At 63.1% G+C, this 18011-nt stretch carries 19 protein-coding genes; 7 read left to right on the top strand and 12 right to left on the bottom strand.

The window, feature by feature from the left end; translation table 11 throughout:
• Window positions 1–53 precede the first annotated feature (53 nt).
• The 3 genes from SM764_RS08610 to SM764_RS08600 all read right to left on the bottom strand — a co-directional run bounded on the left by SM764_RS08610 (window position 54) and on the right by SM764_RS08600 (window position 3482).
• Complete coding sequence (locus tag SM764_RS08610; protein WP_369001527.1) at window positions 54–767, bottom strand: glycosyltransferase family 25 protein; 714 nt, start codon at window positions 765–767, stop codon at window positions 54–56.
• Window positions 768–886: 119 nt separating this feature from the next.
• A complete protein-coding gene (pnp, locus tag SM764_RS08605; RefSeq protein ID WP_369001526.1) occupies window positions 887–3028 on the bottom strand; it encodes a polyribonucleotide nucleotidyltransferase in 2142 nt (713 codons plus the stop codon).
• Window positions 3029–3224: 196 nt separating this feature from the next.
• Window positions 3225–3482, bottom strand: coding sequence for a DUF6525 family protein (locus tag SM764_RS08600; protein WP_369001525.1), 258 nt, complete (start codon window positions 3480–3482; stop codon window positions 3225–3227).
• Between the two features lie 130 nt (window positions 3483–3612).
• On the opposite strand from SM764_RS08600, the gene SM764_RS08595 reads away from it, so the two are divergent.
• Complete coding sequence (locus SM764_RS08595) at window positions 3613–4497, top strand: aminoglycoside phosphotransferase family protein (protein ID WP_369001524.1); 885 nt, start codon at window positions 3613–3615, stop codon at window positions 4495–4497.
• Window positions 4498–4515: 18 nt separating this feature from the next.
• Here the strand turns inward: SM764_RS08595 and SM764_RS08590 are convergent, their stop codons facing one another.
• The 8 genes from SM764_RS08590 to rbfA form a co-directional block, all read right to left on the bottom strand.
• The gene (locus SM764_RS08590) at window positions 4516–4935 is read right to left on the bottom strand and encodes a GFA family protein (RefSeq protein ID WP_369001523.1); all 420 of its coding nucleotides are present in this window, start codon (window positions 4933–4935) and stop codon (window positions 4516–4518) included.
• 186 nt (window positions 4936–5121) lie between these two features.
• Window positions 5122–5391 (bottom strand): 30S ribosomal protein S15, encoded by a 270-nt coding sequence (gene rpsO, locus SM764_RS08585; protein ID WP_019295116.1) that lies wholly within the window; start codon window positions 5389–5391, stop codon window positions 5122–5124.
• A 168-nt stretch (window positions 5392–5559) separates the two neighbouring features.
• On the bottom strand, window positions 5560–6762 hold the full coding sequence (locus SM764_RS08580; RefSeq protein ID WP_369001522.1) for a GTP-binding protein: 1203 nt from the start codon (window positions 6760–6762) through the stop codon (window positions 5560–5562).
• A gap of 104 nt (window positions 6763–6866) precedes the next feature.
• A complete protein-coding gene (locus SM764_RS08575) occupies window positions 6867–7991 on the bottom strand; it encodes a calcium-binding protein (protein WP_368947576.1) in 1125 nt (374 codons plus the stop codon).
• A gap of 124 nt (window positions 7992–8115) precedes the next feature.
• Window positions 8116–8622, bottom strand: a complete 507-nt coding sequence (locus tag SM764_RS08570) for a DUF1643 domain-containing protein (protein WP_368947575.1) — start codon at window positions 8620–8622, stop codon at window positions 8116–8118.
• Window positions 8623–8666: 44 nt separating this feature from the next.
• Window positions 8667–9575 carry a tRNA pseudouridine(55) synthase TruB gene (gene truB, locus SM764_RS08565; RefSeq protein ID WP_368947574.1) on the bottom strand — a complete coding sequence of 303 codons (909 nt, stop codon included), beginning with the start codon at window positions 9573–9575 and terminating at the stop codon, window positions 8667–8669.
• 127 nt (window positions 9576–9702) lie between these two features.
• The gene (locus tag SM764_RS08560; RefSeq protein ID WP_490363075.1) at window positions 9703–10443 is read right to left on the bottom strand and encodes a phosphodiester glycosidase family protein; all 741 of its coding nucleotides are present in this window, start codon (window positions 10441–10443) and stop codon (window positions 9703–9705) included.
• Window positions 10440–10835, bottom strand: coding sequence for a 30S ribosome-binding factor RbfA (gene rbfA, locus SM764_RS08555; protein WP_065271812.1), 396 nt, complete (start codon window positions 10833–10835; stop codon window positions 10440–10442). The genes SM764_RS08560 and rbfA overlap by 4 nt, the downstream gene beginning before the upstream one ends.
• Before the next feature lie 105 nt (window positions 10836–10940).
• Between rbfA and dapB the strand changes: the two genes are divergently transcribed.
• Window positions 10941–11750: a 4-hydroxy-tetrahydrodipicolinate reductase gene (gene dapB, locus SM764_RS08550; RefSeq protein WP_274833053.1), complete on the top strand. Its 810-nt coding sequence runs from the start codon at window positions 10941–10943 to the stop codon at window positions 11748–11750.
• A 69-nt stretch (window positions 11751–11819) separates the two neighbouring features.
• Here the strand turns inward: dapB and SM764_RS08545 are convergent, their stop codons facing one another.
• Window positions 11820–12020, bottom strand: coding sequence for a DUF1674 domain-containing protein (locus tag SM764_RS08545; RefSeq protein WP_065271810.1), 201 nt, complete (start codon window positions 12018–12020; stop codon window positions 11820–11822).
• 121 nt (window positions 12021–12141) lie between these two features.
• Between SM764_RS08545 and SM764_RS08540 the strand changes: the two genes are divergently transcribed.
• The 5 genes from SM764_RS08540 to SM764_RS08520 all read left to right on the top strand — a co-directional run bounded on the left by SM764_RS08540 (window position 12142) and on the right by SM764_RS08520 (window position 17996).
• Window positions 12142–13416 carry an RsmB/NOP family class I SAM-dependent RNA methyltransferase gene (locus tag SM764_RS08540; protein WP_369001521.1) on the top strand — a complete coding sequence of 425 codons (1275 nt, stop codon included), beginning with the start codon at window positions 12142–12144 and terminating at the stop codon, window positions 13414–13416.
• Between the two features lie 145 nt (window positions 13417–13561).
• Complete coding sequence (locus tag SM764_RS08535) at window positions 13562–15304, top strand: heparinase II/III family protein (protein WP_274829843.1); 1743 nt, start codon at window positions 13562–13564, stop codon at window positions 15302–15304.
• A gap of 22 nt (window positions 15305–15326) precedes the next feature.
• Window positions 15327–16916 (top strand): bifunctional phosphoribosylaminoimidazolecarboxamide formyltransferase/IMP cyclohydrolase, encoded by a 1590-nt coding sequence (gene purH / locus SM764_RS08530; RefSeq protein ID WP_369001520.1) that lies wholly within the window; start codon window positions 15327–15329, stop codon window positions 16914–16916.
• A 21-nt stretch (window positions 16917–16937) separates the two neighbouring features.
• The gene (gene lspA / locus SM764_RS08525; protein ID WP_065271806.1) at window positions 16938–17420 is read left to right on the top strand and encodes a signal peptidase II; all 483 of its coding nucleotides are present in this window, start codon (window positions 16938–16940) and stop codon (window positions 17418–17420) included.
• Window positions 17421–17474: 54 nt separating this feature from the next.
• A complete protein-coding gene (locus SM764_RS08520) occupies window positions 17475–17996 on the top strand; it encodes a DUF3035 domain-containing protein (protein ID WP_369001519.1) in 522 nt (173 codons plus the stop codon).
• Window positions 17997–18011: the final 15 nt, after the last annotated feature.

The following is an 18011-nucleotide window of genomic DNA, read 5'->3' as shown; positions in this document are numbered from 1 at the left end:
TCATGCTGTGTCTCATCGCACAGTCCCGGGTTTGGGTCCAGTCTGCTGGACCCTCAGGCAGTTTGCGGGCGTGCTGCGACCTGAGCCCGGTAAAGCGTGCGCTTGAATTCACGCGCAAGCTTGCTGCCCTGTTTCTTTTTCTGGATGGTCGATCCGCCTAGTGCCTCGGTCAGCTCGCTGACGCCATTGGGCAGGATAGTCTGGATCTGTTGCCCGTGGATCCAGTGCATCTGCAGGAAGGTATCGACAGGCCGGTCGATGGTGGTGCTGGCGGCAAGAAGGTTCGCCGCCGCGTTGCGCCCCACCACCTGCGCCACGGTCTGAAGGCCGATGACCCGGGGCAGGAACAGCTTGCTTTCGCCCGCTTGGTCGATGATGGCAGCGGGGCTTTCGCGCCGTTTGGCGGGCAGGCGGATGAAGCTGTCCGCATCCGCGTGCGCCTCGACCAGCGACAGCGCCGTCTGCCATGCCTCCGGATCGACCGAGAGATCATCCTCGACGATCAAAGCATACTCCCAGCCCGCATCCACGATCCTCTGCCAGCAGCTACGGTGTGACAGGAAGCAGCCGACCTCTCCTGGTGACAGGGGAAAGGGGTAGCGCGGATCATGCACATCGCCGTGACGCGTCGGATGCACATGGTGACTCACCGCAGTCCGGCCATTCACCGCTTCGGCCACCTCGGCATTCGGCAGTGTATAAAGCAGGTGTTCGACATTTGCGCCGCGTTTGCTGCTGCCGGACATGTGGATGATCAGGGTGTGCATGGCCAAATCCATATCGGGGAACGCGATGAGGGGGAAGGCCGCAGTTCCTTGAACGGCGCTGACAGAAAAGGCCCCGCCGTTGCCAGCGGGGCCTTTCTTGTTCGAAGCGAGGCTGCGGATCAGTCTGCGGCTTCTTCTTTCTTTTCAGGCGCGGCGGGCTCGCCGGTTTCCTGATCGACGACTTTCATCGACAGGCGCACCTTGCCGCGGTCGTCAAAGCCCAGCAGCTTGACCCAGACCTCCTGGCCTTCCTTCAGAACGTCCGAAGGATGGTTCAGGCGGCGGTTCTCGATCTGGCTGACGTGCACCAGGCCGTCGCGCTTGCCGAAGAAGTTCACGAAGGCGCCGAAATCGACGATCTTCACGACCTTGCCTTTGTAGATGGCGCCTTCTTCCGGCTCTGCCACGATCGCGTGGATCATGTCATAGGCCTTCTGGATGGCCTCGCCGTTGGAGGAAGCGATCTTGATCACGCCGTCGTCGTTGATGTCGACCTTGGCACCAGAGGTTTCCACGATTTCGCGGATGACCTTGCCGCCCGAACCGATCACTTCACGGATCTTGTCGGTCGGGATGTTCATGGTCTCGATGCGCGGCGCGTGGACGGAGAACGCGTTGGTTTCCGACAGAGCCTTGGACATCTCACCAAGGATGTGCATCCGGCCGTCCTTGGCCTGGGCCAGGGCTTTTTCCATGATCTCAGGCGTGATGCCTGCGACCTTGATGTCCATCTGCAGCGAGGTGATGCCGTTCTCGGTACCCGCAACCTTGAAGTCCATGTCGCCGAGGTGGTCTTCGTCACCCAGGATGTCGGACAGGATTGCGTAGGAGCCGTCGTCTTCGAGGATCAGGCCCATGGCCACACCGGCGACCGGTGCTTTCAGCGGAACGCCTGCGTCCATCATCGACAGCGAACCACCGCAGACCGACGCCATCGAGGAGGAGCCGTTCGATTCGGTGATCTCGGACACCACGCGGATGGTGTAGGGGAAGTCGGTTGCTGCGGGCAGAACCGCCTGCAGCGCGCGCCATGCCAGCTTGCCGTGACCGATTTCGCGGCGGCCGGGGCCACCCACGCGGCCAACTTCACCAACCGAATAGGGCGGGAAGTTGTAGTGCAGCAGGAAGTTGGATTTGAAGTTGCCGTGCAGGGCGTCGATGAACTGTTCATCATCGCCGGTGCCCAGCGTGGTCACGACCAGACCCTGGGTTTCACCACGGGTGAACAGGGCAGAACCGTGGGTCCGCGGCAGCAGGCCGGTTTCCGAAACGATGTCGCGGATCTCGTCGGTCTTGCGGCCGTCGATACGCTTGCCGGTTTTGACAACGTCACCGCGCAGAATGCCGGCTTCCAGTTTCTTCAGAGCAGAGCCGAGGTTGGAATCTTCCAGCTGCTCTTCGCTCAGCGCTTCCTTGATGGCTTCGCGTGCGGCGGCAACAGCGGCGGTGCGCTCCTGCTTGTCCGAGATCGCAAAGGCGGCGCGCATCTGCTCTTCGCCAGCGGCTTTGACTGCTTCATACAGCTCGGAGTAATCCGGTGCGGCAAAGTCAAACGGCTCTTTGGCGGCTTCTTCGGCAAGCGAGATGATCAGGTCCAGAACCGGCTGGATCTGCTCGTGGGCAAAGTTCACGGCGCCCAGCATTTCTGCTTCGGACAGCTCGTAAGCTTCGGATTCCACCATCATCACGGCGTTCTTGGTGCCGGCAACAACCAGGTCCAGGCGCTGATCGGGGTTCAGGCGCAGGTCCTGCATGTCGTCCACGGTCGGGTTCAGGACGTATTCGCCGTCTTCGAAACCAACGCGGCAGCCGGCGATCGGGCCCATGAAGGGGGCGCCAGAAATGGTCAGCGCAGCCGAGGCAGCGATCATTGCGACGATGTCGGGGTCATTGACCAGATCGTGGGACAGCACGGTGCACATCACCAGAACTTCGTTCTTGAAGCCGGGGACGAACAGCGGGCGGATCGGACGGTCGATCAGACGGGCGGTCAGGGTTTCCTTCTCGGTGGGGCGGGCCTCACGCTTGAAGAAGCCGCCGGGCACTTTACCCGCGGCGTAGTATTTTTCCTGGTAGTGCACGGTCAGGGGAAAGAAGTCCTGGCCGGGCTTTTGCTGGCGGGCAAAGGTGACGTTTGCCATAACCGAGGTTTCGCCGAGGGTGGCAATCACAGAGCCATCTGCCTGGCGGGCAACCTTGCCGGTTTCCAGTGTGAGCGTTTCCTCGCCCCACTGCATTGATTTCTTCGTAACGTTGAACATGTCAGCATCCTAAGTGGGAGCACTCCCAGGCGTATCCCGGGTCTCCCGTTGTCATGGCGGCCCCATTGCCGCCGGCCCCCTCCATCTTTCTTTCGAGCGCCGGGGCCATGGCGCAACGTCTCAGATGCCCGGCCCATACATCACTTTGGCCCGGAATGAAAGAAAAACAGCTCGTGGAGACCTACAGGAAGGAGGTTCACGCCTCTGCGGCGCGTTTCAGCATTGCGGCCTCAACAGCGGCAAGGCGTGCAATGGCCTGCCGGTCGGTTCCGCCATCCTGTTTCACCTTCATCCAGATGCTGCGGCAAGAGCGCGGCGACCACGGCAGGGCGGCCTCTTGCATCCAGGCCCGCAGGCTGGGCGGCAAGCGGTCGTACTCCGTCATCGCATTTCCGGCACGTTTGCGGATGGGCAGGCCGGTGTCGCCCAGATTGCGGCGTCGCGGGTGTGGCATGGGAGTCCTTCGAAATGCTGCTTTGGTATGTGATAACATATCAAATAGAAGCGGCAAGCTATCGATGCGCCCAGAGCCGGGTCGTGCCCCTTCCTTGCCGGTGGGGCCATCGGGCGGTTAGCTTCGCCTGATGAGCAAAGACACGGACGACATTGAAATCAGAGACGCGATGGTCGGCGATATCCTTGCGACCGAGGTGCCGCAATGGGCTGGCCTTCCGCGGAGTCGCATCGAATCGTCTGGGACGGACAATTGCATGCTCCGTATCGGGGAGCAGATGGTTCTGAGGGTCCCGCGCCGGTGGTCGGCGACTCAGTATCTGGCCAAGGAGTTGGACTGGCTGCCGCGCCTACAAGGTCTGCCGCTTGCGGTTCCGGTGCTGCGGCACCGCGGCTGTCTGCGGGATGATCTGCCCTTTGGCATATTCGACTGGATCGAAGGGGATCTCGCAAACCCCGCAAAGATTGCGGACCCGGTTGCGGCGGCGCAAAGCCTTGCGGATTTTCTGACGGCGCTGCACCGGACCGACACGGAGGGCGCACCCGTTGCGGGGGAGTCCAACAACCGGCGTGGCGTCGCACTGCAGGACCTGGCCCACGTGGTGCATCCGGCCATCGACATCCTCAAAGATGAGATCGACGCGCCGCGCGCACGCTGCCTGTGGGAAATCGCCTGCGCTGCCGGGGGTCAGGACCGACCCGTCTGGCTGCACGGGGATCTGAAGGCGGACAATCTGATTGCCCGGGATGGTGTCTTGCGGGGGGTGATCGATTGGGGCCTGTCGGCAGTTGGCGATCCCGCCGTCGATTATGCGGCGGCCTGGACCTGGGTGGACCCTGCCGCCCGCACCGCGTTTCGCGACCGTCTGGAACTGGAGGACAGGACGTGGGTACGGGCCAGCGGCTGGGCGCTCTATTGTGCGGTCGTTGCCCTCAGTTTCTATCGTGGCGGCAAGAATGAGGCGCTGTGCCGACAATCACGGCTGACCCTGTCCCGGCTGGATCTACTGCGCTAGGTGAATGGAGGGGATCGGTTAGCCGGGAAGCCCATCGATGGTTTTCACAGTCTCAATCGCATCGGTCCAGGCCGCGCGGCTGGCGTAGCAGATGCGGGCCGTGGGCCGGATAGGGATCTCACTGTCCAGCGCACCTACGGGCACGACCAGCAGGGCGCCATCCATCTGCAGCGTCGGCAGCGCTGATCCGCAATCCGTGCAAAAGCTTTTGACGTGCTGTGTTTCAGGCAACTGGAAACTCTTGACCCTGTCCCGCCCGGTTAGCCATTCAATCTCTGCCTGGGTGGAAAACAGATTGGCCGCATGCGCGGACCCGCTGTCCTTGCGGCAGCGCGCGCAATGGCACAGGAAGAAGCTTTCGAATGCGCCGTGGATGTGAAACCGGACAGCTCCGCACAGACAGCTTCCCGAGCAGCTTCCCGAGGTCAGGTGTTCCATATTTCTGCTCTTTCATTGTCTGAGCTGGGAAAGCGCGCTTCACACGCAGTGAAACCCTATATCATAGGTCGGCAGCCGGTAAACGAGGGCTGGCGGTGGGCCGACCACATCCCGTCCGGTTCCCGCCAATAAAAAACGCCCGCTCCTTTCGGAACGGGCGCATGCATCGAAATGCAAATGTCGCGCTTAGCGGCGGATGCCCAGGCGCTTGATCAGGTCCTGGTAACGGGCCTCATCCTTGCCTTTGGTGTAGTCCAGCAGCTTACGACGCTGAGCAACCATCTTCAGCAGACCACGACGACCGTGGTTGTCTTTCTTGTGGGTCTTGAAGTGCTCGGTCAGGGTGTTGATGCGCGAGGTCAGAATGGCAACCTGGACTTCGGGCGAACCGGTGTCGCCTTCCTTGGTTGCGAATTCTTTCATCAGGCGTGCTTTTTCTTCAGCAGTAATCGACATCGGGGTCTCCTTTGAAAAGGTTAGAGGAATGGCGCAGGCCGGGATGTCGTCCAGCGCAGGCCCATGGAGAAGTCTGCCGCGATTCCACGGCAGATGCGGGCGTATAGGCGGTTTTGCGGCAAAAAGCAAAGGAGATGTTGCCGCCTCCCGGTTTTCCGCCCTTGACGCTCAGGCCCGGCGCCAGCGCGGGAAAGGATCGGGTAGATCCTTCAGCCTCTCCAGCGCGTCCGCATCGGGAACCGTCATCAGGCAGGTCTCCAGCTGCGCCTTCAGGCGCGGCCAGTCGATCCCGCTGCCGATGAACACCAGTTCCTGCCTGCGATCGCCGAAGGGTTCCTGCCAATGTGCCTGCAGATAGGCCTGCGCTTGGGCATGAGTGGGCCTGCGCTCTTCGGGGACCGTGGCCCACCATGTGCCCAGCGGGGCAACGCTGGACAGGGCACCGGCAAGGGAGAATTCCGCCACCCAATCGGGGCGGGTGGCAATCCAGAAATGGCCCTTGGCGCGGATCACCCCGGGCAGATCCGCATTCAGAACCCGGTGGATTGCCACCGGATCAAAGGGCGCGCGGGCGCGAAAGACGAAGGACTGGATATCGTATTCATCGCTTTCGGGCGTGTGGTCGGCAAAACCGTAAAGCTCCTTGGCCCACATCGGGTGCTCATGCGCGGTTTCAAAATCGAACAGGCCGGTGTCGAGGATATCTTCGGGCGCGACCTGGCTGTGATCCACCTCGATAATGCGGGCATCGGCGTTGAGGCTGCGGATAATCTTGCGCGCGGCATCGGTGCGGGCTGGGCCTGCGTCCGTGACCTTGTTGAGGATCACCACATCGGCAAATTCCATCTGGTCGGTCAGCAGGTGGACAAGGCTGCGGGTATCCGCTTCGCCCATCGTCTCGCCCCGGTCGCCAAGCTGATCGTGGCTGGAGAAGTCATCCGGCAGGTTCACCGCATCGACCACGGTCACCATGGTATCCAGCCGCGCAACGTCGGACAGGCTGACGCCAGCCTCATCGCGGAAATCAAAGGTCGTCGCCACCGGCAGCGGTTCGGATATGCCGGTGGATTCGATCAGCAGGTAATCGAACCGGCCCGTTTCCGCGAGGCGGCGAACCTCGGTCAGAAGATCGTCACGCAGGGTGCAGCAGATGCAGCCGTTGGACAGTTCCACCAGGGTTTCTTCGGTCTTGCTCAGCTCGGGCGTATTGGCGCGCACCAGATCGGCGTCGATGTTCACCTCTGACATGTCGTTGACAATCACGGCGACGCGGCGCCCGTCGCGGTTGTTCAGCACCCGGTTCAGCAAGGTGGTTTTGCCCGCACCGAGAAATCCGGACAGCACTGTGACGGGAAGGCGAGAATCCTGCATGGTTTGCTCCAAATGTTATGTTATGACATAACAATCACGAGAGAAGCAAAGGCGCAACCCTGCAAGCCGTCTATCCGTGCCGGTTCAGGCCGCAATCGGATCGGTCAGCTGGGCAGCAGGTCGGCGAAGGTCGGATCGTTCACATCGACCAGTTGAATGTCCGAGGCCGATAGCGGCGCGGCACCACTCACGCGCAAGGCCTCGGTGCCGTTCACGCGGATTACCTGCTCATCCGGGGCATCGGGATCCTGTTCCACGGTGATCTCCGGTTCCGGTTCGCTGCCGGGGGACCAGAAAACCATGAGCTGGTCCTCTTCGGGATCATAATCGACCAGTTCGACAGGGGGCTGGTCGCCATCCGGGGCTCCGTCGATATCTCCGGCCATGATCAGATCGGCGCCGCTGCCCGCAGTGACGATATCCCCGGCTCCGGCAACCAATGTGTCGTCGCCATCGCCCCCGTTCAGGAAATCGCTGGTGTCATCGTCATCGGCGCCCCAGACCAGATCGTTGCCCCGGCCACCGAACAGCGTGTCGTTCTGGGTGCCGCCGCTCAGCGTGTCATTGCCATCGTTGCCATGCAGCGCGTCGCTGCCTTCGCCGCCGCTCAGCACGTCGTGACCCTGTCCGCCGTGGGCCACATCCTCGGCCCCGCCGCCGGTCAGGGTGTCATTGCCGAAGTGACCATACAGCGTGTCATCGCCATCCTCGCCAGCAATGTGATCGTCGCCGTCTTCACCATGCAGCAGATCACGTCCCCAGCCACCCGCAAGCGTGTCATCGCCGTCGCCACCGTGCAGGACGTCATGGCCGCCGTCGCCAGACAGGGAGTCGTCGCCTTCGTTGCCGTCCAGCTGGTCATCGCCATCGCCACCGAACAGAATATCGGCCCAATCGCTGCCGGTCAGCAGTTCGGGTTCATCGGTGCCGGACAGGTTGAGCCCATCCGTGGCACTGTCGGTGCCGTCACCGGTTTCGCCATCGGTGGTCGTCCCGGTGTCGCCGCTGCCACTGGCAGAGCCGTCATCTGTAGCGGTGCTGTCCGGGTCGTCGGGGTTCAGAAATTCGGAAGGCGGCACGATGACGGCTCCGGTGTCCTCACCGGAGCCTTCGCCCGCTGCCTCATCCGAGTCGTCGGTGTCGTTCAGATCGTCGTCACCGCCGCTGAAATCCACAAACATGGCCCCGCCAACAGCCACAAGACCAAAAAGGCCGGCCAACCAGAGCATCGGCCCCACTCCTTACGCAACAAATTTCTATCCCTGAGTATACTCTCGCACAATTAAGGATTTGCCTCAAAACAAACCGGGAACATCGGTTAACGAAACAATACCGGGGTCGGCGCCTTTGGGATCATGCCCAGGGTTGCGGCTGCTGGCTGTAGGCGATGTAAAGCGGGTGTTTCGGATGGCCGTGTTTGCTGAGGCCAAGGTGAAACAGAGGCTGTCCGGTCGCCCTTAACGCATTCTCAATGCGGGGACCTTGATCGCGGTGGGCGCCATGGGTGCCCCAGGCGCAGATGATCTGATCGGCCCACTCTGCGCCGGATAGGATCGCGGCCTCATTCTCCGGCCCTTCGGGATCCTTGGCGGCGCGCATCACCCGCGGGTCGGTGGCGCGGATGGCAAAGATATTGGTGGCCCGGAAGCCGCCAAACCCCAACGTGCGCGCCCGTCTTTCGCAGCGTTCGATGGTCGGGTCGTTCTGTACCTCGGTCGCGGTCGAGGGGTTCAGCATCACGAACATCACCTTTGCCCCCTTTGGATCCCAGACGCGGGTCAGGCTATAGCGATAGGTCTCGCAATCCGAATAGACGGCGGTGGAGGGCGCATCGCCCTTGGTATGGCTGCGGGTGATCATGGGGCAGGGATGCCACGCTGCCCCCGGAGGGGCAAGCGCGGGCGTTACTGGTTGAAGACGCGGCTCGGGTGCAGCTCACCCGCCTTGTAGATGCCGACGGCGACGGCCTTTCCGTCAATCGAGGCCCAGGCCTCGTCGCCGTACTCCACGTCGGAGGCCAGCACCATGCCCGGGTTGCCGTTGCGTAGGCGTGTGGCACCTTCGGGCGTGCATTTCAGCTCGGGGAGGTCAGCCAGACCTTCCTCCAGCGGGCGCAGATGGGTGTCGAGTTCCGGCGTGCGCTGCATCCGTTCGATCTCTTCCAGCGACAGCCCATCGGCAGCATCGAAGGGGCCGGACCAGATCCGGCGCAACTCCTTCACATGGCCATGACAGCCAAGCGCGGCACCCAGATCGCGCGCGATGGAGCGGACATAGCCCCCCTTGCCGCAGGTCATTTCCAGCACCACGTGATCGGCATCCGGACGGTCGATCAGTACCAGCTCCTCGACCCACAGGGGACGGGCGGCGATCTCGAAATCCTCGTCGCCATCGCGGGCAAGTTTATAGGCACGCTGCCCGTCGATCTTCACGGCGGAGAATTTCGGCGGCACCTGCATGATCTCACCGATGAACTGACCCAGCGCGGCCTTGATCTCGTCGTCGGAAGGGCGCGCATCGCTCTGGGCGATCACCTCGCCTTCGGCATCGTCGGTGTTGGTCGCCTGCCCCAGCCGCACGGTGAAGGTATAGGCCTTCAGCGCGTCGGTGATATAGGGAACCGTCTTCGTTGCCTCACCCAGGGCCACCGCCAGAACACCCGTCGCCTCGGGATCAAGCGTGCCCGCATGGCCGGCCTTCTTGGCCTCAAGCGCCCAGCGCACCTTGTTCACGACAGCGGTCGAGGTCAGCCCCGCGGGCTTGTCCACCACCAGCCAGCCGGAAATATCGCGCCCCTTGCGTTTGCGTGCCATGCCTGTTCCTCGATGATGCTGAAAGAGGCGCGCGGGGTAGCGCAGCCAGAACAGCCTGTCAATTGTGCCGGGTCTGTTGTGGCGCCATTTCTATGCCCCGTCTATGCTCAGGCGGGCTGCACGGCGGCTATTCGACGACGCCCACCACTGGCCCCATCGAGAAACCGGCATCCGACCGGCCCAGCTCAGGCGCGTGCAGGCGCGAGATATTGCCATCAAAATAGAGTGCATTGGGCAGATTCAGGTAATCGCGGAACAGGCTGCCGAACTGGTGGAATGTCACCGCGTTGCGCGAAATGACAAAGACCGCGCGCTGCCCGTCTGCCGAGGTGCCGACACCGTTGCGCACGTAGTAGGAGGTCGAATCCGGCAGGAAGCGCGGGTGCAGCTCCCCGTCGATCACCAGCATCGGCCCCGACTGGGTGGCATCGCGGCAGCTGGCGCCGCTGTCACGGAACTTCAGCGTTTCGATCACATCGGCGCGGTTATCGTTGATGCAGAAGACACCATTGGGCAGCAGGCCGAAATTGCCGGGGCCCGCATTGGGGACAAGCCGCATTTCCTGCTGGCCATCCTCGACATAAAGCCCGACCGGAGAGCGGTCGGCGTGATACATTCCGGCATTGGTGGCAAAGGAGAGGGACTTTCCCTCTTTGCCAAGGTCGGCATCGATGGCGGCAAAATGGCCGTAGGGTTTCCCCTCTGCGTTCCGCAGGAACAGCCGCAACTCTTCCTTGCCCGCGTCGACTTCGCAGATGGTGTAGCGGCTGCCATCATAAGAGGCGTCACGGCATTCGACGGCTGCGGCGACAGAGGCCGACAACCCCAGGCAAAAGGCGGCAAGCGCAACTGCCGCCCGCAGGATCAATCGTCGATATCGCGGCGCACCGCGTCCTGGTTCAACATCCGGCGGGTGTCATCCATCTGATCAAAGGTCTGATCCAGCTGGAACCGCAGATCCGGCGCGTATTTGAGGCCGAGCTTCTTGCCCGCCATGCGGCGCAGCTCACCCTTGTTGCGGGCCAGCAGCTTCAGCACCTCGTCCTGCCCCTTGCCGCCGAGCGGCAGCACATAGGCGGTGGCGATCTTCAGGTCGGGTGAAATGCGCACCTCGCCCACCGTGATCGACATGCGGTTGAGTTCGGGGTCATGCACATCACCGCGCGCCAGCACCTCGGACAGGGTGCGGCGGATCAGTTCGCCGACGCGCAGCTGACGTTGAGAGGGGCCGGGGCCATCGTGGAATTTGTTCTTTGCCATATCTTCGATCTATGCCGAAAGCTGCCCTTTGCCAAGACGTGCGCAAGACGGTAGGACAAAACCAGCAAAAGAACGAAGCGCCAGCCAGCGAAAAGGATCGGGCCAATGACTCATAAACCGGGGATCGTGATTACCGGAGCATCCGGTCGTATGGGGCAGATGCTGATCAAGACGGTTCTGGACAGCGACAAGGCGACCCTTGTCGGTGCGGTGGAACGCGGCGGTCACGATTGGGTCGGCCGCGACGTGGGTGAGGCGATGGGCGGCGTGCCTGTGGGTGTCACCGTCACCGATGATGCGCTTGAGGCTTTTTCCAAGGCGCAGGCGGTGATCGATTTCACCGCGCCTGAGGCCACGCTGGAATTTGCCGCCCTTGCTGCGCAGGCCCGCGCCGTGCATGTGATCGGCACCACCGGCATGACGGATGAACAGATCGCCCAGCTGGCGCCCGCCGCGCGTCACGCGGTGATCGTACGTGCGGGCAATATGTCCCTGGGCGTGAACCTTCTAGTGCAGCTGACCAAGAAGGTCGCCGCTGCGCTGGACGAGGATTTCGATATCGAGGTGATCGAGGCGCACCATCACCACAAGGTCGACGCGCCTTCCGGCACTGCGCTGATGCTGGGCGAAGCCGCCGCCGAAGGGCGCGGGGTCAATCTGGCGGATGTCTCGGACCGGGGCCGCGACGGTATTACCGGTGCGCGTAAACGCGGCGATATCGGCTTCACCGCGATTCGCGGTGGTGACATCGTCGGGGAGCATGACGTGCTGTTCGCCGGTGCCGGAGAACGCATCGTGTTGCGCCACATGGCCACCGACCGCGCCCTGTTCGCCCGTGGCGCGCTGAAGGCGGCGCTGTGGGGGCAGGACAAATCCCCCGGTGAATACGACATGATCGACGTGCTGGGACTTTAAGCCGTCACCTTTTGGCTGTCATGGTGCCGCCCCCAACCTGAACAAGGGGCGGTGAAGGAACGCTGCCGATTAGAAATCGATGGCTATGCCTTTCTTTTCCCAGTCGCCATAGCGGGCGGGGTCGGGGCCGTCGCGTCCGCCAAGCTCGGTCGGGGGTGGTGCCTTGGCAGCTTCGGCCTTGCGGCGCTCTTCGGCTTCGGCCAGGGCGCGTTTGGCTGCGGGGGGCAGGTCTTTTTCTGCGGGGCCTTCCGGCGTGGTCTCGTCGCTCATCGCGGGTTCCTTTATGCTTGGGCCATGATATACGCCCCTGTCCGGCGGGAACAAGCCGCCGAGACGCAAAGCCCTTCTGATCCCTTGCTGGCTTTACGCCGCCATAGAAAGCCGAGACCCGATGTCCGACAAAGCCCCCGATGCGCTGCAGGCCCGCAGAACCACGATCTACCTGCTGGATCAGGTGCTGGGTGAGGGGCGGCTTCTGGCTGAATGTTTTGCGGCGGGCGCCCTTGAAAAACTGCAGCCGCAGGACCGCGCCCGCACCCAGCGGCTGGCGTTGGAAGTGCTGCGCAGCCTGGAGCGTGCCGACCGTATCCTGCAGAAGCACCTGAAAAAGAAACCGCCGCTGACGGTGATGAACGCACTGCGCCTTGGCACGGTTGAGCTGTGCTCGGGCGGGGCCGCCCACGGGGTGGTCAATGCCATGGTGACCATCGTGTCGAAACACCGCCGCCATGGTCAGCTGAAGGGCATGGTCAACGCGGTGCTGCGCAAGGTTGCCGATCAGGGGCCTGCGGAATGGGCCAAGCTGCGCATTCCCCGCCTGCCGAACTGGCTGCGCAAGCCGCTGGTGCAGGCCTGGGGCGCTGAGGCGGTGCTGGGCATGGAGGCTGCGCATTTTGCAGGCGCGCCGCTGGATATCACCGCCAAACCCGGTGCGGACCTATCGGCGCTGGGCGGGGAACTCCTGCCCACCGGATCGCGGCGCCTGTCCGATGCCGGTCAGGTTTCGGCCTTGCCGGGGTATGAGGCCGGTGACTGGTGGGTGCAGGATGCAGCCGCAGCGCTGCCCGCGCAGATGCTGGATGTGCAGCCCGGCGAACAGGTGTTGGATCTTTGCGCCGCACCGGGCGGCAAGACCATGCAGATGGCGGCAGCCGGGGCGCAGGTGACCGCCGTCGATGCCTCTGCCGGACGGATGGAGCGCCTACGCGAAAACCTTGCCCGCACCAGGCTGAGTGCGGATCTGATTGTGGGTGATGCACTGGAGCAGACCGGGCAATTCGATGCGGTGCTGCTGGATGCACCCTGTTCGGCCACCGGAACGATCCGGCGCCACCCGGATCTGCCCCATGCCAAGGATGGCAGCGAATTCGGCGGGCTCATTGAATTGCAGGCGCAGATGCTGGCCCATGCCTGGGATCTGGTCAAACCCGGCGGGCGCATGGTGTTCTGCACCTGCTCCCTGTTGCCGGATGAGGGCGAATGCCAGGTCGAAGAGGCGCTTGAGATGTTTCCGGACATGACAGCCGACCGTGAGTGTTTTGACGGTCTGGGCACAGATCCGGCCTGGATCACCGAGGAAGGCGGCTTGCGCCTGCGTCCGGATTACTGGGCGGATCGGGGCAGCCTGGATGGGTTTTACATGGCGCTCTTGCGCAAGGCGGGCTGACCTTTCTCCCACCGGAACGTGCTTTGATTTTGCCCGGCGGGGCAATTCCGCCGGTGCCGCCGGAGGGTGTCGCATTCGTCGGTGACTTGAACCCCTCCCCGGGTTATGCTGCGCCCAAAACGCCAACGGCGTGAGGCAGAAGAGCATGTCCAGATACGATAGAATGGCGGGGCGCAGCACCCGCCTGCTGAACCGGTTATATGCCTGGCGGGCGCGCAAGCAGCCTGCGGCGACGGGATTCGTATCGCAGCCTGAACCCCGCACCATTGGCAGCTTTGCCCGCGGCCGGCAGCTGGTGGCGGGGAACCTGCTGCTGGCGGGGTATCTGGTCGAATCGACAACCACCGGGCTTTGGGAAGTGACGGCGCCGGACGCCGCCTTTGACGCCGAGCGGCACGGTTTTGCCTGGCTCGACGATCTGGCGGCGGTCGGCGATATCAAGGCCCGCGTCAAGGCGCAGAATTGGGTCTGGGGCTGGATCAAGGCGCATGGGCGCGGCTCGGGGCCCGGCTGGTCGCCGGATCTGACAGGGCGGCGCGTGATTCGATGGATCAACCATGCGATTTTCCTGCTGAACGGCAAGGAACGTGCGGAATCCGAGGCCTTCTTTCGCTCGCTATCGCAACAGACATGGTTCCTGGCCCATCGCTGGCAGGGGGCCACGCCTGGCTTGCCACGATTCGAGGCGCTGGCGGGGCTGATCTATGCGGGGCTTGCCCTTCAGGGGCAGGAGGCGCTGGCTGATCCCGCCATCCGTGCCCTGAGCGCAGAATGCGACCGGCAGATCGACGCGCAGGGCGGATTGCCGACCCGCAATCCCGAAGAACTGCTTGAGGTCTTTACCCTGCTGACCTGGACTGCCGCGGCCCTGCACGAAGCCGGGCGCAGCGTGCCAGCGGCGCAGACCGCGGCCATTGAACGGATTGCACCGACGCTGCGCACCCTGCGCCACAGCGATGGCGGGCTGGCACGGTTCCACGGTGGCGGCCGGGGGCTGGAAGGCTGGCTGGATCACGCGCTGGCGGCCAGCCACGTATCGGCGCGCCCGGTCGAAGGGTTGGCGATGGGCTATGCCCGCTTGTCGGCACGCCGGACCTCGGTGGTGATTGACGCGGCCTTGCCACCGCAGGGGCGGGCCTCGGCTAACGGTCATGCCTCCACCCTTGCCTTTGAACTGACCTCGGGGCGGCGGCCTTTGATCGTCAACTGCGGCTCTGGGGAAACCTTTGGTCTGGAATGGCGCCGCGCCGGGCGGGCCACACCATCGCATTCGACCCTTTGCCTGGAGGGCCATTCCAGCGCCCGGCTGGCACCGCCCAGTCGCGGCACCGGTCAGGAGGAACTGGTTGGCGGCCCCACCGACGTGCAGATTCAGCTGGAGCAGCTCAGCGATGGCAGCCGGTTTCAGGGCGGCCATGACGGATACGCGCGCGAATTCGGTCTGACCCACGCGCGCACGCTGGATCTGGGATTTGACGGGCGTGCGCTGGCGGGCGAGGACATGCTGGTAGCGCTGGATGAGGCGGCCGAGCGGCGCTGCTCAAAGGCGCTGGACAGCCATGGAGAACGCGGGATCGGCTTTGATATCCGCCTGCATCTGCACCCGGAAGTGGATGCAACCCTTGACTTGGGCGGCGCGGCGGTATCCATGGCGCTCAAGAGCGGCGAAATCTGGGTTTTCCGCCATGACGGCACCTGCGAATTGAAGCTGGAGCCGGGCGTTTACCTGGAAAAGACCCGCTTGAAGCCGCGTGCGTCAAAACAGATCGTTCTATCTGGCCGGGTCATCGACTATGCAACCCGCGTCCGGTGGACGCTCAGCAAGGCACAGGAAACTGCCGAAGCCGTGCGCGACCTGAACCGGGACGACCCCGAGATTTTTGATTGAGCCTGCAAAGGACCGCCCTGCCATGACCGATCTTCACCCCGTACGCCGTGCGCTGCTTTCCGTATCCGACAAGTCCGGTCTGATTGACCTTGGCAAATCGCTGGCCGAGCGTGGCGTCGAGCTGCTGTCCACCGGCGGCACCGCCAAGGCGCTGCGCGATGCGGGGCTGGACGTCAAGGACGTCTCTGACGTCACCGGTTTCCCGGAAATGATGGACGGCCGCGTGAAGACCCTGCACCCGATGGTGCATGGCGGGCTGCTGGCGCTGCGCGACAATGACGCCCATGTGGCGGCGATGAACGAACACGGCATTTGCGCCATCGACCTTCTGGTGGTGAACCTCTACCCGTTCGAGGCGGCACTGGCCCGTGGCGCCGACTATGACGAGATGATCGAGAATATCGACATCGGCGGCCCGGCGATGATCCGCGCGGCCTCCAAGAACCACCTGTTCGTCAACGTGGTGACCGACGTCGAAGACTATGACGCCCTGCTGGCCGAGCTGGACGCGAACGACGGTCAGACCTCTTATGTTTTCCGCCAACGCCTGGCGCAGATCGCCTATGCTCGCACCGCAGCCTATGACGCGGCTGTTTCCAACTGGATGGCAGGCGCGCTGGAGCTGGAAGCACCGCGCCGCCGCGCCTTTGCCGGTGAGTTGAAGCAGACTCTGCGCTATGGCGAAAACAGCCACCAGAAAGCGGCCTTCTACACCGATGGCTCGAACCGTCCGGGTGTTGCCACCGCCGTGCAGCTGCAGGGCAAGGAGCTGTCCTACAACAACATCAACGACACCGATGCGGCCTATGAGCTGGTGGCCGAGTTCGATCCGGCGGAAACCGCTGCCGTCGCCATCATCAAGCACGCCAACCCCTGCGGCGTGGCGCGTGGAGCTACCCTGGCCGAGGCTTACCAGAAGGCATTCGATTGCGACCGCACCTCTGCCTTTGGTGGCATCGTGGCGCTGAACCAGCCGCTGGACGCCGAAACCGCCGCCAAGATCACCGAGATCTTCACCGAGGTGGTAATCGCGCCGGGTGCCTCGGATGAGGCGAAAGAGATCTTTGCCGCCAAGAAGAACCTGCGCCTCTTGCTGACAGACGCGCTGCCCGATCCGCGCAAGGCGATCACCGCCTACAAGCAGGTCTCTGGCGGTGTTCTGGTGCAGGACAAGGACGTGGGATACATCGGCATGGACGATCTGAAAGTCGTCACCGAAAAGGCCCCCACGGATGTACAGATGCAGGACCTGCTGTTCGCCTGGAAAGTGGCCAAACACGTGAAATCCAACGCCATCGTTTATGTCAAAGGCAGTGCCACCGTGGGTGTCGGCGCCGGCCAGATGAGCCGCCTGGACAGCGCCAATGTGGCCGCCGCCAAGGCGCAGCGCATGGCGGATGAACTGGGTCTGGACGCAAGCCTGGCCAAAGGTTCTGCCGTGGCCTCCGATGCCTTCTTCCCCTTCCCCGACGGTCTCCTGGAGGCTGCGGCTGCTGGCGCCACCTGCGTGATCCAGCCGGGCGGTTCGATGCGGGACGATGAGGTGATCAAGGCGGCCAATGAGGCTGGGCTTGCCATGGTCTTTACCGGCATGCGCCACTTCCGTCACTGATCAGCGGGAACCAAGCGGAAAATGGCAGTGCGTATGATGTTCTGGGGCGCGTTCTGGGCCTTTCTTCTGGATCAGGCCAGCAAATATCTGGTGATTCACTGGATGGGCCTGTCCCAGCGCCAGAGCATCGACGTGCTGCCGCCGCTGTTGAATTTCCGCTATGGCGAGAACACCGGCATCAACTTTGGCCTGTTCGATGGTGGCGAGGATACGGCGCGCTGGGTGTTGATCGGCCTCTCGCTGCTGATCTGTGCCGTACTGGCCATCTGGATTCGCCGCTCGCATCGCCGCGCGCGCTGGATGGCGTTGGCGGCGGGGCTGGTGATCGGCGGCGCGCTGGGCAATGTCGCGGATCGGCTGCTCTATGGCTATGTGCTGGATTTCCTCAACATGTCCTGCTGCGGCATCAACAATCCCTTCGTGTTCAATATCGCCGATGTGTTCATCTTTGCCGGTGCCATCGGGCTGATCCTGTTCGACCGGAGCGCAAAAAAGCCCGCGTGACCTCGGGTGCAATATGCGTTAAAAGCGCAGGGAAACTGGCAGGAGTAACTGGGAATGCGGATCCCTTTCGGCATGATTGTTCTGGTAGGCGCGGTGGCCGTCGCGGGCTGCTCGCAAAAAGGTCTGCGTGATATTCGCAAGACCGGGACCGGGCCGGATGAATTCCTTGTGCTACCGAACAAGCCGTTGAACGAGCCCGCAGATTACAGCAGTCTGCCGGAACCAACACCGGGCGCAGGCAATATCGCTGATCCGACGCCTCAAGCCGATGCGGTCGCGGCGCTGGGCGGCAAGCCCTCTGCGCTGGTTCCTGGACAGGGTGTATCCTCCTCGGATCTGGCGCTGGTCAGTGCTTCCAGCCGCTATGGTGTGTCGCCAACGGTGCGTCAGGAATTGGCAGAGGAAGACACCAAGTTCCTCAAGAAAAAGCGCATCACCGGGCGGATCCGCCTGTTCCCTGTCGACCGTTATGAGCAGATCTACGCCAAGCAGACACTGGACCCGTTCGAGACAACCGAACAGTTCCGCCGCGCCGGTGTGGCAACCCCTTCTGCGCCGCCTCCAAGCGGAGAGTGAGCCGCGCCTCTGCTG

Origin of the sequence: Pseudophaeobacter sp. 1A16562 (assembly GCF_041008785.1) — a bacterium.
Lineage (GTDB): Bacteria > Pseudomonadota > Alphaproteobacteria > Rhodobacterales > Rhodobacteraceae > Phycobacter > Phycobacter gallaeciensis_A.
The sequence above is the reverse complement of the archived record's forward strand: the minus strand, read 5'-3'. Positions and strand labels throughout refer to the sequence as shown.

What these genes read in the sequence shown, in the direction of transcription:
- SM764_RS08610 (WP_369001527.1), bottom strand. Translation starts at nt 767, where the DNA reads ATGCACACCCTGATCATCCACATGTCCGGCAGCAGCAAACGCGGCGCA.
- pnp (WP_369001526.1), bottom strand. Translation starts at nt 3,028, where the DNA reads ATGTTCAACGTTACGAAGAAATCAATGCAGTGGGGCGAGGAAACGCTC.
- SM764_RS08600 (WP_369001525.1), bottom strand. Translation starts at nt 3,482, where the DNA reads ATGCCACACCCGCGACGCCGCAATCTGGGCGACACCGGCCTGCCCATC.
- SM764_RS08595 (WP_369001524.1), top strand. Translation starts at nt 3,613, where the DNA reads ATGAGCAAAGACACGGACGACATTGAAATCAGAGACGCGATGGTCGGC.
- SM764_RS08590 (WP_369001523.1), bottom strand. Translation starts at nt 4,935, where the DNA reads ATGGAACACCTGACCTCGGGAAGCTGCTCGGGAAGCTGTCTGTGCGGA.
- rpsO (WP_019295116.1), bottom strand. Translation starts at nt 5,391, where the DNA reads ATGTCGATTACTGCTGAAGAAAAAGCACGCCTGATGAAAGAATTCGCA.
- SM764_RS08580 (WP_369001522.1), bottom strand. Translation starts at nt 6,762, where the DNA reads ATGCAGGATTCTCGCCTTCCCGTCACAGTGCTGTCCGGATTTCTCGGT.
- SM764_RS08575 (WP_368947576.1), bottom strand. Translation starts at nt 7,991, where the DNA reads ATGCTCTGGTTGGCCGGCCTTTTTGGTCTTGTGGCTGTTGGCGGGGCC.
- SM764_RS08570 (WP_368947575.1), bottom strand. Translation starts at nt 8,622, where the DNA reads ATGATCACCCGCAGCCATACCAAGGGCGATGCGCCCTCCACCGCCGTC.
- truB (WP_368947574.1), bottom strand. Translation starts at nt 9,575, where the DNA reads ATGGCACGCAAACGCAAGGGGCGCGATATTTCCGGCTGGCTGGTGGTG.
- rbfA (WP_065271812.1), bottom strand. Translation starts at nt 10,835, where the DNA reads ATGGCAAAGAACAAATTCCACGATGGCCCCGGCCCCTCTCAACGTCAG.
- dapB (WP_274833053.1), top strand. Translation starts at nt 10,941, where the DNA reads ATGACTCATAAACCGGGGATCGTGATTACCGGAGCATCCGGTCGTATG.
- SM764_RS08545 (WP_065271810.1), bottom strand. Translation starts at nt 12,020, where the DNA reads ATGAGCGACGAGACCACGCCGGAAGGCCCCGCAGAAAAAGACCTGCCC.
- SM764_RS08540 (WP_369001521.1), top strand. Translation starts at nt 12,142, where the DNA reads ATGTCCGACAAAGCCCCCGATGCGCTGCAGGCCCGCAGAACCACGATC.
- SM764_RS08535 (WP_274829843.1), top strand. Translation starts at nt 13,562, where the DNA reads ATGTCCAGATACGATAGAATGGCGGGGCGCAGCACCCGCCTGCTGAAC.
- purH (WP_369001520.1), top strand. Translation starts at nt 15,327, where the DNA reads ATGACCGATCTTCACCCCGTACGCCGTGCGCTGCTTTCCGTATCCGAC.
- lspA (WP_065271806.1), top strand. Translation starts at nt 16,938, where the DNA reads ATGGCAGTGCGTATGATGTTCTGGGGCGCGTTCTGGGCCTTTCTTCTG.
- SM764_RS08520 (WP_369001519.1), top strand. Translation starts at nt 17,475, where the DNA reads ATGCGGATCCCTTTCGGCATGATTGTTCTGGTAGGCGCGGTGGCCGTC.